This is a genomic window from Stenotrophomonas sp. SY1 (genome assembly GCF_021202945.1).
Taxonomy (GTDB): Bacteria; Pseudomonadota; Gammaproteobacteria; order Xanthomonadales; family Xanthomonadaceae; genus Stenotrophomonas.
Window position 1 is genome coordinate 833,136 of the sequence record NZ_JAJOYR010000002.1, and the last position, 12,988, is coordinate 846,123.

At 66.8% G+C, this 12,988-nt stretch carries 11 protein-coding genes; 9 read left to right on the forward strand and 2 right to left on the reverse strand.

Going from position 1 to position 12,988, the window contains the following annotated elements; translation table 11 throughout:
• Positions 1-23 precede the first annotated feature (23 nt).
• The 6 genes from LR961_RS15260 to LR961_RS15285 all read left to right on the forward strand — a co-directional run bounded on the left by LR961_RS15260 (position 24) and on the right by LR961_RS15285 (position 7,233).
• Positions 24-1,379 (forward strand): gluconate:H+ symporter, encoded by a 1,356-nt coding sequence (locus LR961_RS15260; protein WP_232150797.1) that lies wholly within the window; start codon positions 24-26, stop codon positions 1,377-1,379.
• A gap of 2 nt (positions 1,380-1,381) precedes the next feature.
• A complete protein-coding gene (locus LR961_RS15265) occupies positions 1,382-2,257 on the forward strand; it encodes a MurR/RpiR family transcriptional regulator (RefSeq protein ID WP_232150798.1) in 876 nt (291 codons plus the stop codon).
• A gap of 4 nt (positions 2,258-2,261) precedes the next feature.
• Positions 2,262-3,698, forward strand: a complete 1,437-nt coding sequence (locus LR961_RS15270) for a D-aminoacylase (RefSeq protein WP_232150799.1) — start codon at positions 2,262-2,264, stop codon at positions 3,696-3,698.
• Between the two features lie 31 nt (positions 3,699-3,729).
• The gene (locus tag LR961_RS15275) at positions 3,730-4,128 is read left to right on the forward strand and encodes a RidA family protein (protein WP_232150800.1); all 399 of its coding nucleotides are present in this window, start codon (positions 3,730-3,732) and stop codon (positions 4,126-4,128) included.
• 556 nt (positions 4,129-4,684) lie between these two features.
• Positions 4,685-5,890, forward strand: a complete 1,206-nt coding sequence (gene gltS, locus LR961_RS15280; protein ID WP_232150801.1) for a sodium/glutamate symporter — start codon at positions 4,685-4,687, stop codon at positions 5,888-5,890.
• A gap of 86 nt (positions 5,891-5,976) precedes the next feature.
• The gene (locus LR961_RS15285; protein WP_232150802.1) at positions 5,977-7,233 is read left to right on the forward strand and encodes an FAD-dependent oxidoreductase; all 1,257 of its coding nucleotides are present in this window, start codon (positions 5,977-5,979) and stop codon (positions 7,231-7,233) included.
• An 8-nt stretch (positions 7,234-7,241) separates the two neighbouring features.
• On the opposite strand, the gene LR961_RS15290 is transcribed toward LR961_RS15285, so the two are convergent.
• Together LR961_RS15290 and rsgA are read right to left on the reverse strand one after the other, a co-directional pair.
• Positions 7,242-8,486 (reverse strand): flavohemoglobin expression-modulating QEGLA motif protein, encoded by a 1,245-nt coding sequence (locus LR961_RS15290; RefSeq protein WP_232150803.1) that lies wholly within the window; start codon positions 8,484-8,486, stop codon positions 7,242-7,244.
• Between the two features lie 459 nt (positions 8,487-8,945).
• Positions 8,946-10,043, reverse strand: coding sequence for a ribosome small subunit-dependent GTPase A (gene rsgA / locus LR961_RS15295; protein ID WP_232150804.1), 1,098 nt, complete (start codon positions 10,041-10,043; stop codon positions 8,946-8,948).
• A gap of 313 nt (positions 10,044-10,356) precedes the next feature.
• Between rsgA and LR961_RS15300 the strand changes: the two genes are divergently transcribed.
• Genes LR961_RS15300 through LR961_RS15310 form a run of 3 tightly spaced genes read left to right on the forward strand, consistent with a single transcriptional unit; the run spans position 10,357 to position 12,975 of the window.
• A complete protein-coding gene (locus LR961_RS15300; RefSeq protein ID WP_232150805.1) occupies positions 10,357-11,622 on the forward strand; it encodes a pyridoxal phosphate-dependent aminotransferase in 1,266 nt (421 codons plus the stop codon).
• 19 nt (positions 11,623-11,641) lie between these two features.
• Positions 11,642-12,274, forward strand: a complete 633-nt coding sequence (locus tag LR961_RS15305; RefSeq protein WP_232150806.1) for an SGNH/GDSL hydrolase family protein — start codon at positions 11,642-11,644, stop codon at positions 12,272-12,274.
• A 26-nt stretch (positions 12,275-12,300) separates the two neighbouring features.
• Positions 12,301-12,975 carry a class I SAM-dependent methyltransferase gene (locus LR961_RS15310; protein ID WP_232151165.1) on the forward strand — a complete coding sequence of 225 codons (675 nt, stop codon included), beginning with the start codon at positions 12,301-12,303 and terminating at the stop codon, positions 12,973-12,975.
• Positions 12,976-12,988: the final 13 nt, after the last annotated feature.

Below are 12,988 nucleotides of genomic sequence, written 5' to 3' on the forward strand. Positions count from 1 at the left end.
CCCAACCCAACGGGCCTGTACGCATGACCGACGGAAACCTGCTGTTGATCTACGCCGTACTGTCGATCCTGGCACTGATCGTGCTGATCGCCAGGTTCCGCCTCAATCCCTTCATCAGCGTCACCCTGGTTTCGGTCGGGCTTGCCCTGCTGGCCGGCATGCCCGCGCCGGAAATCCTGCCGGCCTACGAGCAGGGCGTGGGCAAGACGCTCGGGCATATCGCGCTGATCGTGGCGCTGGGCACCATGCTCGGCAAGATGATGGCCGAGTCCGGTGGTGCCGAGCGCATCGCCCGCACCCTGATCGCGCGCTTCGGGCCGAAGAACGTGCATTGGGCGATGATGCTGATCGCCTTCTGCATCGGCCTGCCGATCTTCTTCGAAGTCGGCTTCGTGCTGTTGATCCCGATCGCGCTCAACGTCGCCCGTCGCACCGGCGTACCGCTGTTGCTGGTCGGCCTGCCGATGGTGGCCGGCCTGTCGGTGGTGCATGGACTGGTGCCACCGCATCCGGCGGCGATGCTGGCAGTCAGCGCGTATGGCGCCGACGTCGGCCGCACCGTGTTCTATGCCTTGCTGGTCGGCCTGCCCACCGCGGCGCTGGCCGGACCGGTGTTCGCCAAGTTCGTCGCGCCACGGGTGAAGTTGCCGGCGCACAACCCAATGGAAGCCGCTCTGCTGGATGAAGGCCACAGCCGCATTCCCGATGAGCAGTTGCCCGGCTTCGGCATCACCATCGCCACGCTGTTGTTGCCGGTGGTGCTGATGCTGCTGGGCGGCTGGGCCGACCAGATCGCCACGCCCGGCTCCTCGCTCAACCACAGCCTACGTTTCATCGGCCACTCGGTGGTGGCACTGCTGCTGGCCACGCTGATGAGCTTCATCACCCTGGGCCTGATGCGCGGCTTCAGCCGCGAGCAGATCCTCAAGTTCACCCAGGAATGTCTGGCCCCGACCGCCGCGATCACACTGCTGGTCGGTGCCGGTGGCGGCCTCAACGGCATCCTCGTGCACACCGGCGTAGCCGGCGAGATCATCGGCCTGTCGCAGCGCTTTGAACTGTCGCCGCTGCTGATGGGCTGGACCATGGCCGCGTTGATGCGCATCGCCACCGGCTCGGCCACGGTGGCGATGACCACCGCCTCGGGCATCGTCGCCCCGATCGCCGCGGCGATGGGCTACGCCCACCCGGAGCTGCTGGTGCTGGCCACCGGCGCCGGTTCGGTGGTGCTTTCGCACGTCAATGACGGCGGCTTCTGGCTGGTCAAGGAATACTTCAACATGAGCGTGGCCCAGACCTTCAAGACCTGGACCGTGCTCGAAACCCTCATCTCCGTCATCGCCCTGCTGCTGGTGATGGCACTTTCCACGGCGCTCTGACCATGTCCCAGAACACGTTCGATATCGTCTATGAACTGCGCCAACGGCAACACGAATTCAGCCCGGTGGAGGCGCGCATCGCCGCGGCCATCCTGGCTGACGTGGATGCCGCCGCCCAGTACGGCGTGAGCGAGCTGGCCGATCGCGCCGAAGTCAGTGCCGCAGCCATCTCGCGCTTCGCCAAGGCACTGGGCTGCGAGCACGTGCGCGAACTACGCGCACGACTGGCCTCGGCCAGCGCGGTGGGCAAGCGCTTCCTTGAACAACAGAACGCACCGCCGGTATCGGCGCTGTATGCGCAGATCTGCGATGACATCCAGGAAAGCCTTCGCCACAACATCGCCAACCTCAAGGAAGACGTGGTGCAGGGCCTGGCCGAAGCGCTGTGCAGCGCGCGGATGATCCACATCTTCGGCCTGGGCGGCTGCTCCACGGTGTTCGCACAGGAAATGCAGAGCCGGCTGGTGCGCTTCGGCCGCCCGGTGGCCGCCTGCAGCGACGCCTTGATGATGAAGATCATCGCCGCCACGCTCGGCCCCGACGACCTGGTGCTGGCGTTGTCGGTCAGCGGCATCACCCCGGAGATCGTCTCGGCGGTGGACATCGCACGCACCTACGGCGCGCGTGTGGGCGCCATCACCCAGACCAACACCGCACTGGCCGAGCGCAGCGACTGGCTGCTGCCGATCCAGATCGAGGAAACCGACTTCGTGTTCAAGCCCTCCGCGTCGCGCTACGCAATGATGCTGGCCATCGACGTGCTGTCCACCACCACCGCGCTCAACAGCGCCAACGCCAACCACGAGCACCTGCGCCGCATCAAGCTGGCGCTGGACCGTCACCGCGGCGGTGACTCGCGCCTGCCATTGGGTGACTGATTCCATGCATGACGTACTGATCCGCAACGCGTTGGTCTACGACGGCGATGACCAGCCCGGCGTGCATGCCGACGTGGCCATCAGCGGCGGTCGCATCGTCGCCATCGGCCAGCTCCATGGCCAAGCCAACGCCGAGTTCGACGCAGCCGGGCTTGCGCTCGCGCCGGGCTTCATCGACGTACATACCCACGACGACATGGAAGTGCTGCGCAACCCGAGCATGGTCAGCAAGCTGTCGCAGGGCGTGACCACCGTGGTGGTTGGCAACTGCGGCATCAGCGCCAGCCCGGTGCGCATCCATGGCGAAGTACCGGACCCGATGAACCTGCTGGGCGACGCCGGTGACTTCCGTTACCCCGACTTCGCCAGTTACCGCGACGCGGTGCAGCGCGCGCAGCCGGCGGTGAACGTTGCCGCGCTCGTCGGCCACACCGCACTGCGCCAGAACCACATGGATCGGCTCGACCGCGCTGCCAGCGCAGCGGAAATCACCGCCATGCGCGCGCAGTTGCGGCAAAGCCTGGAACAGGGCGCGCTGGGCTTGAGCAGCGGCCTGGCCTATGGCTCGGCGTTCAATGCGCCCTCCGAGGAGGTGCAGCAACTGGCGCTGGAACTGCCCGATGGCGGCTTGTACGCCACTCACCTGCGCGATGAATTCGGCGGCATTCTCGGCGCGATGCAGGAAGCCTTCGACGCCGCACGTGGGCCTAACGCCGCCGTGCGGGTATCGCACCTGAAGTGCGCCGGCATCGACAACTGGGGCCGCAGCCGTGAAGTGCTGGACTTCCTCCAGGCCACCTCGGCCGAGCAGGACGTCGCCTGCGACTGCTATCCCTACGCGGCCAGCGCCTCCACGTTGGACCTGAAGCAGGTCACCGATGCCTACGACATCCTGATCACCTGGTCCGAAGCCGAACCGGCACAGGGCGGCCGGCTGCTGGCCGACATCGCCGCCGACTGGAATCTGCCGCTGCTGGACGCCGCCGTGCGCCTGCAACCGGCCGGTGCCGTCTACCACTGCATGGACGAAGCTGACGTACGACGCATCCTCAGCCATCCGCTGACGATGATCGGCTCGGACGGACTGCCGCGCGATCCGCGCCCGCATCCACGCCTGTGGGGCACATTCCCGCGCGTGCTGGGGCATTACGCGCGCGATGAGCAGTTGTTCCCGCTGCACACGGCCATCCACAAGATGACCGGCCTGCCCGCGTCCCGTTTTGCGATGGGCGCGCGTGGCCGCATCCGCACCGGCTGGTGGGCGGACCTGGTGCTGTTCGACCCGGCGCGCGTGCGCGACACCGCCAGCTTCCACGATCCGATCCGCGCCGCCGAAGGCATCGAAGCGGTGTGGGTCAACGGCCAGCTCGCCTACGACGGTGAGCAGGTGATCAGCCGCCCGGGACGTTTCATCCGTCCCGAAGCCCCACCGTCGAAGTGATCTCCATCCGCAACAATCCATAGGAATCCCAATGAGTGACATCAAGCGCTATGGCGCCGAAGGCGGCGTCGGCCAGGGCAAGCAACACATGCCATTCTCCCGTGCTGTCCAAGCCGACGGCTGGCTGTACGTGTCCGGCCAGGTGCCGATACGCAATGGCGAACTGGTCGGCGGCACCGTCACCGAGCAGTCGCACGTGGCCATCGGCAACGTGCTGGAAATCCTCGCCGAAGCCGGCTACGGCCCGGAGCACGTCGTGCGCTGCGGCGTGTGGCTGGACGACGCCCGCGATTTCTACGCCTTCAACGGCGTGTTCAAACACTACTTCGGCGAACACCCGCCGGCCCGCGCCTGCGTGGAGAACCGGATGGTGGTGGATTGCAAGGTGGAAGTGGACTGCGTCGCCTACAAGCGCCCGCAGCGGGACTGAGCGCCGCAACGCTCTTTTGTAGGAGCGGCGTAAGCCGCGAGGCAAGCCAGGTACCCGACGACGCACCGCATGCAATTGCAGGCCTACCCGCAGCGGCTGCATCGCCGGCTTCGCGGCTTACGCCGCTCCTACAAACAAGCGCTCGCACTGGCTTCAGCAACCTCGTAGGAGCGACCTTGGTCGCTAGGCTGGCAATCCAGCGGCCCAAGGGAAAACCTGCAATTGCAGCACCCGTGATGGCAGGCACGCCGCCAGCGGAAAGCTGGCCAGCTTCACGCCGGACGCCGCTTCGACGCACGGCAGTGGCCACACGGCGGCCGGCGGCGGTCAACCCAAAAGTCAGCGCAAATGCCCGGATCGGCAAACCCATGGCGGCCTGACAGACCGCCTTTGATCCCCCGGAACGCCGCCAATACATCGTATTCAGGCGCCCGCGCCGCTGAAATCGCCCCGGCTCAGCCGGCGTCTGCTGCGCTGCAACCACAGCAACCCGCTATTGATATTGTCCGGCGACCCCGACACAGTCCCTCTCCCGCTGGTTGAGGTGCCCGCTCCAATGATCCAACTTGATGCCGTGCAGACGGTGGCCTTCGCCGGCCTGACCCTGTTCGCTGGCTACGCGCTGTGCCGCGCCATTCCCCTGTTCCGCCGCTACAACCTGCCTGAGCCGGTTGTCGGCGGGCTGCTGGTCGCGCTGGCAGTGTGGTGGGCGCATGGCCAGCAGACCACGCTGTTCCAGCTCGACACCACGCTCAAGACCCCGCTGATGGTGGCCTTCTTCACTACGCTGGGCATCAACGCCAGCGTGCGGTTGCTGCGCGTCAGCGGCAAGCAGGTGATGTTGTTCCTGCTGATCGGCAGCCTGTTCGCGGTGCTGCAGAACCTGATCGGCATCAGCGTGGCCAAGCTGTTCGGCCTGAACCCGATGTTCGGCGTACTGGCAGGCTCGGCCACGCTGACCGGTGGCCCGGCCACCGGTCTGGCATTCGCGCCGCATTTCGAGGCGGCCGGCCTGGTCGGCGCCGAGAGCCTGGCGGTCACCGCCGCGATGGCCGGCATCATCTGCGGCGGCCTGGTCGGCGGCCCGGTAATCACGGTGCTGATGCAGCGCTTCAAGGTGCAACACCCGAACAGGAAGGTGACCGAGGCCGAGCAGTTGGCCGAGGAATCGGTGGTGGTGCGCTACCCCAACGAATCAGCGCGCGAGTTCGACGCACTCAAGAGCATCGTCGTGCTGCTGATGGCGATGTGGCTGGGCGTGTGGGTCGGCAAGGGGTTTGAAGGCATCGGCCTGACCCTGCCCACCTACATCGGCGCGATGCTGGTCGGCGCACTGATCCGCAACGTGGACGACTACACCGGCTGGATCAAGCTGTCGGTGCCGACCACAGACCTGATCGGCAACATCTGCCTTGCGCTGTTCCTGGCCATCGCATTGATGGACCTGAAACTGTGGGAGCTGGCCGGCATGGGCCTGCCGCTGCTGGTCAACCTGATCATCCAGGTCTCGGTGGTGGCGCTGTTTGCGGTGCCGATCTACCTGCTGATGGGCCGCGACTACGACGCGGCGGTGATGGGCGGCGGCTTCATCGGCTTCATGCTCGGCACCACCGCCAATGCGATGGCGGTGATGCGCCGTCTGGCCCAGCGTTACGGGCCGGCGCCGCGTGCGTTCCTGGTGGCACCGCTGGTGGGCGCGTTCTTCATCGACTTCATCAACGCGCTGATCATCACCGGCTTCCTGAACTTCTGGCCGCACTGAGCGACTGATCCGTGCGCTGCAACCGCGCCATCGGCGCGGGGCAGCGCGACAATGCCTGACACCTTCCGCTGCGTGCCGTTTTCCCCATGACTGCCATCGCACCAACCGTTGCTTCCACAGGCCCCGGCCCGACCCGGCATGACCTGGTCATCATCGGTGCCGGCGTGGTCGGCCTGGCCAGCGCCTACGCCGCCGCGCGGCGCGGCTGCTCGGTGCTGCTGGTGGACCGCAATGCCGGTCCGGCACTGGGCACGTCCTTCGCCAATGGCGCGCAGCTCAGCTACGCCTATACCGATGCGATGGCCGGCCCGGCAACCTGGCGCCAGCTGCCGGAAATGGCATTCGGCCGCAACGGGCCCTTCCGCACGCGTTGGTCCGTCGACCCGGATTTCCTGCGCTGGGGCCTGGCCTTCCTGCGCCAGGCCAATGCGGCCAGCCTGCACAGCAACACCCTTGCCACCCTGGAGTTGGCGCTGGAGTCGCGCGCGGCCATGCAGGCGCTGCTGCAACGGCACCCGATCGATTTCCACCACCTGGTCTCCGGCAAGCTGCACCTGTATCCCACGGCCGAAGGCGTGCAGGGCGCAGCGGCGATGATCGCGCTCAAGCGTCCTTACGGCGTGCAGCAACGCCTTGTCGATGCCGCCGAAGCCCGGTCCATCGAGCCGGCATTGAGCGGTGCGTCGTGGCTCGCCGGCGGTGTGTATTCGCCGGACGAGGAAGCCGGCGATCCGCACCGCTTCAGCGAAAGCCTGCTGGACATCCTGCGACAGCAGTACGGCGTGCAGGCCAGCTTCAATTTCGATACGCAGTCACTGCGCCGCCAGAACGGCCAATGGCAGTTGCAGGCACGCGACGGGCGCCAGCTGCAGGCCGCGCGCGTACTGGTCTGCGGTGGCATCGACAGTGCCGAGCTGCTGCGCCCGACCGGCATGCGTGTGCCGGTGATGGCGATCAAGGGCTACTCGTTCACTGCACCGTGCGGGGCCAATGCACCGCGTGTCAGCATCACCGACACAAAACGCAAGCTGGTGTTCTGCCGGCTGGGTGAACACATCCGCGTGGCCGGCCTGGCCGATCTCAATGACTGGAACCCCACGCCCGAGCCGGCGCGGTTGGCGCAGCTGGTGGCGATGGCCCGGGCGTCGTTGCCGGAGGCGGCCGATTACGACCACATCCAAAGCAGCTGGGCTGGCCTGCGCCCGGTGACGCCGTGGTCTTCGCCGATCATCCGCAACCTGGGCGACGGGCTGGGCTGCAACATCGGCCACGGCATGCTCGGCTGGACCCTGGCGATGGGCAGCGGCGAGCGCGCCGTCAGCCAGCTGCTCGATACGCTCTGAGCGGCCGATCAGACCTGGCCGATCTGGTCCATCCGGATCCGGTTGGCAAACAGCGAAAACGCCAGCACGCCAGCCAGTCCGTTGGCGCGGTTGAGCCACTGCGGCAACCAGCGCGGCGGGGCCAGCACGCCGGATTCGAACAGCGGCGCCAACGCCTGCGCGTCGTGCAACGTCATCTTGCCGGCGAACAACCAGCGGCATACCTGCAACTTGTCCTCGCGCAGCATCTGCCGGAAGAAGGTGTGCACCGACACCAGCCCGCGCAGGTACACCGTGTCCTTGGTGAAGGCGCCGCCGCCACAGGTCGGCACGCCACGGAACACACGCTGCGCCGAAGAAAAACTCTCCGCCGCGGTCTGCCCCGCATCGCGGAAGTACTGGAACACCTGGATGAAGTCCGCGCCGTCGCGCGCCATCGCAATGGCCTCGATACGCAGGCTGACGCGTTTGAGCCGCTCGATGTCGATGCTGCCGGTGATCTGCTCGGCAAACGTCGCCAGCCCTTCCTGGGTGGCGGTGATGCGCGGTGACGAGAGCCCAAGGCTGGCCAGTACCGTCTGCTCGCGGCCATTGAGCGCGGTGAGCGAATGCACCAGCGCCTCGTGGTGGAACAACTGCGCGCGGTCGTAGGCACTGAAACAGGCGCCGCTGCGCAGCCGGATGCGGGTTGCACCGGCTGCGGCCTTGGCGATCAGGTCGGCATCCAGTTCGACAGTGATGATGCGTGCGTCGAAGAAGTCATCCAGGTCGGACTGCAACTGCAATTGCAGCGCGGTGGCCGACACCGGAACGGATTCTTCCGGCGCCAGCAGTTCGTGGTCCAGCTCCTGCGCGATCTGGATGAAATGCCGTGCCGCCTCGCGCGTGGTCGGCCCGTTGCCGGGCATCGGCTGGTCGGGAACCCCGAACAACTGGCAGGAGAAATGGTCCACCGCCGGCGTGCCCAGCGCTTCCAGCAGACTCGCGGCCAGGTCCCAGCTGCGCACAGAATCACGCAGATAGATGCCGAGCGGATGGCTCTCGTCGACTGCCGCTTCGATGGCCGCCAGTTCGCGTCGCGCTTCACTGAAATCCTGCTTGGGGTAGCTCACCTGCGGCAGCTGCGGATTGCCGCGCGCCACGCTCTCCAGAAACGGCGCCTGCATCGACGCCGGCCAGCTGGTCAGTGTCAGCAGGCGGATGCCACGTACCGCCGCGACCATGCGCGCGTCGAGCGCAGCGTGATGGGCGATGCTGGGGTCTGGGTTATCCATGCAATCTCTCCGCTTGAGCCCCTCTCCCGCCTGCACGAGATGGGTCGGGGCGAGGGCAACACCGGGTGGAACGGGTGACGCTGATGCATTCCTCAATGGAATCCGCTCACGAAACAGGCAAACCAAGCCCTCATCCGCCCCTTCGGGGCACCTTCTCCTGCTTGCGGGAGAAGGGAGTAGTCATGCGCGTCCTCGCAGACTACTCACAAATCCAGCAGTCCGTAGCCTTGGACTGTGGCCTTGCTTTGGTTCTCGTCATTTCCGCGCGGACCGGAATCACCTTGGCTTCTGGCTCTCACCCGACATCGCGACAAAAGCCAACGCGGGGGCGAAAGCCAGAGCGATTCCCATCTGCGCTGGAATGACGAACAGAAGGCCAACGCGATCACCCCACATCCGCCGGTTGAGAGTCCCGGCTTCAGGGCAATGACGGGTAAAAAACCACCCGTCAGCCCGGAGTCACCGCCGCTTGCCTTTCCCTACCGGCCGCCATTGCGCGCCACGCCCGCTGCTCTTGCGCTCGGTAGCCTGCTCGGCCTGGCGCTGGGCCAGCTTGGCCGCCGCGTTGGCCACTTCCTCGCGCAGCTTGAGGTAGTTCTGCAGACGGCTCTCTTCGATATCACCGCGCTCGATCGCTTCCTGCACCGCGCAGCCGGGCTCGTGCTGGTGCGCGCAGTTGCGGAACTTGCACTGCAGGGTCAGCGCTTCGATGTCGGCGAAGCCGCCTTCGGACAGGGTTTCCTCGCCGGTCGGCTTGAGCTCGCGCATGCCGGGCGTGTCGATCAGGCAGGCACCGCCCGGCAGCGGCATCAGCGCGCGGTGCGTGGTGGTATGACGGCCACGCGAATCGTTCTCGCGCACCGTGTTGGTCTTCATCCGGTCCTCGCCCAGCAGCGTATTGGTGAGCGTGGACTTGCCCGCGCCGGATGAACCCACCAGCACGATGGTGTGGCCAGGTTGCAGCCACGGTGCCAGCGCGGTGACGCTGGCCGGGTCCTTGCCGTTGATCGCCAGCAGCGGAATCTCCTGCGCAGCCAGTTCTTCCAGCACCGCCAGTGCGTCCTCGCTGTATTCGGTCTGGTCGGCCTTGGTCAGCACCACCACCGGCGCGGCACCGCCACCGCCCACCAGCAGCAGATAGCGTTCGATGCGACGCGGATTGAAGTCCGCATCCAGCCCGCAGACGATGAACACCGTGTCGATGTTCGCGGCGATCACCTGCTGGTGGTAATGCTCGCCGGCAGCGCCACGCTTGATCGAAGTACGCCGCGGCAACAGCGCGACGATGCGGATGCCTTCCAGCAACACCCAATCGCCCACCGCCGCGCGTTCATGGCTGGGAAACCGAGGCCGCTGCCACTCCGGCGGCGATTCGGTTTTCAGGCTGTGGTCGGGTGCGTCAGCGACCACGTAGCCGGAGCGGTGCTGCTCGATCACCCGCCCCGGCCGCGCTTGCGGATGGGCGGCGAAAAGGGCCTGCCAGGCCGGTTCCTCGGGGGCGCCGGGCCAGGGCCAGCCGATACTGCGCAGCGGCTCGAAATCGATGGTGTCTGTCATCCGCCAATTCTACCGGGCCTGATGCGGGCTGCTTGTCTGCGACATTTCCGCGCGGGTATCAAAGCCCAAAGGCCCCTCCTCCTCCCCTTCATCTCCTCTGAAAGTGAGGGGCCGCATCAGGGCCCCCTCACTTGCGCAGCGCGCAGGGAGGTTGGGGAAGGGAGCCGTGACGGCGGCCCGGCCGTCACTCATCCGGAAAAATCCCTTCCCAACCCCGCCCCGGCAAACACTTGGTTGGCATTGGAACCGTCGCCCCGCAACGCAACAATTCAGCTACCATGCGGCTTCCATGCCCTTGAACGGCCCTGTCGAAATGTCAACCCCCTCCAAACCGCTCGTCATCCGTGAACGTCTGTCCGAAGTCCGCTACGAAATCCGTGGTGAACTGGCCCGACGAGCGCGCGAGTTGGAGGCCCAGGGCCACAAGCTGATCAAGCTCAACATCGGCAATCCCGGCGCGTTCGGTTTCCGCGCACCGGAGCACCTGCAACGCGCCATTGCCGATGACATGGGCCGCACCGATCCCTACACCCACCAGCAGGGCCTGCCGGTCGCGCGCGAAGCGATCGCCGCCGCCTACGCCCGCCGTGGCGCACCCGATGCGGTGGCTGACCGCGTGTTCCTGGGCAATGGCGTGTCCGAGTTGATCGACCTGTCACTGCGGGCGCTGCTGAACCCCGGCGACGAAGTGCTGGTCCCCTCGCCCGACTACCCGCTGTGGTCGGCCGCCACCATCCTCAACGACGGCCGTCCGGTGTATTACCGCTGCCGCCCGGAGAACGGGTTCCTGCCCGATCCGGTGGAGATGGAGACGCTGGTGTCCTCGCGCACCCGCGCCATCGTGCTGATCAACCCCAACAACCCGGCTGGCGCCAGCTACCCGCGCGAGCTGCTGGAAAAAATCGTCGCCATCGCCCGCAAGCACAACCTGTTGCTGCTGGTGGACGAAATCTACGACCAGATCCTGTACGACGGTGCGCAGTTCCAGCCGGTCGCACCGTTGGCCGGCGACCATCCGTGCCTGACCTTCAGCGGCCTGAGCAAGGTGCACCGCGCCTGCGGCTGGCGCGTGGGCTGGATGCTGCTGTCCGGTGCCGGCGAGCGGCTGGGCGAATTCCGCGCCGCGCTGGACCTGCTCAGCGCCCTGCGCCTTTGCGCCAACGTGCCGGGCCAGTACGCCATCGAAGCTGCCGTCAGCGGCCCGGATACGATCAGTGCGTTGTGCTCGCCCGGCGGTCGTCTCTACGAAACCCGCCGCGCGGTGATCGAAGCCTGCGAAGCCAGCGAGCACCTGTCGCTGGTGGTGCCTTCGGGCGCGCTGTACGCCTTCCCGGCGGTCGTGGGCCCGGCCGCACAGGGCTTTGACGACCACAACTTCGCCCTGCAGCTGATGGAAGAGGAAGGCGTGCTGGTGGTGCCGGGCTCCAGCTTCAACGTGCCCTACCGCAACCACTTCCGCGTGACCCTGCTGCCGGAAGCCGGTGTGATGCGCGAGGTATTCGGCCGCATCGACAAGCTGCTGGCCCGCCGTGCCGAAGCGGTGACCAAGGTGGTACCGCTGAAGTCGCGCCGGGCCTGACCGCACGATGCACTCCGACGTGACCGCAAGCACCACGCGCTACCTCGCCCTGGGCGACTCCTACACGATCGGCGAAGGCGTGCCGGCTGCCGGCACCTGGCCGTTCCAGTTGGCTGCCGCGCTGCGCGCGCAGGGCATCGGGCTGGATGATCCGCAGGTGATCGCCACCACCGGCTGGACCACCGACGAGCTGGCGGCGGCCATCGACGAGGCCGCACCGCAGGGTCCGTTCGCGCTGGTGAGCCTGCTGATCGGGGTCAACAACCAGTACCGGGGCCGTCCGTTGGCCGAGTACCGCCAGCAGTTCGAACAGCTGCTGCAGCGCGCGATCGCCCTGGCCGGTGAAGACCCGCGACGGGTGCTGGTGCTGTCCACGCCGGACTGGGGCTTCACCCCGTACGCGCAGCAGAACGGGCGCGATGCGGCACAGGTGGCCCGCGAGATCGACGACTTCAACGCCGCCGAGCAGGCCTGCTGCGGCGACTACGGTGTGGCCTTTGTCGACATCACCCCGACCAGCCGCGAAGACGGCGCCAACCCGGCCATGTTGGTGGAAGACGGCCTGCACCCCTCCGCGCTGATGTACCAGCGCTGGATGGAACAGGCGTTGCCGGTGGCTGCCGGCCTGCTCAAGGCCCCCCCAGCCGCGTGAACAGGCGCGATGACGTCCATCCGGCCATGACGGCCGAAGATGCCCGCGCCATCGCTCGTGCCTTCGCCCCGAAGCAGCCGTGGGGCAATCGTTGGGATTACTACTACACCCTGCTAAAGCTGCGCAGCGACCCACTGTATCCAGGCGTCCTGGATGCCCTGCGCGGCACCACCGCGCCGGTTCTGGACATGGGCTGTGGGCTTGGCCTGCTGGCCCACGCGCTGCGCCATGATGGCCAGTCCATGCCCTACCGTGGCGTGGACAACGACGCAGCCAAGATCCGTCGCGGCCACAGCGTCGCAACGCGTTCGGCACTGGAAAACACCGGATTTGAGCGTGTTGACCTGGCCACCACCGTGCCCAAGCATCGCGGCAGCGTTGCCATTCTCGACGTCCTGCAGTACCTGCCCGCCCCGGCCCAACAGGCATTGCTGGAACAAGCCGCAGCCATGCTCGATGACGGAAGCCGGCTGGTGATGCGCATGGCACTGGCCGACCGCAGTCGCCGGGGACGCATCTCCAGGCTCGGCGACCGCGCCGCGAACTTGATCGGCTGGATGCAGTTTCGCCCCCGCCATTACCCGGATGCAGATACCCTGCGCGCCCAACTGCAGCGTGCCGGGCTCTCGGTCACCTTCACCCCGCTGTACGGCAATACGCCCTTCAACAACTGGCTGCTGGTTGCCCAACGCACGGGTTGAGGCGCGACTCAGC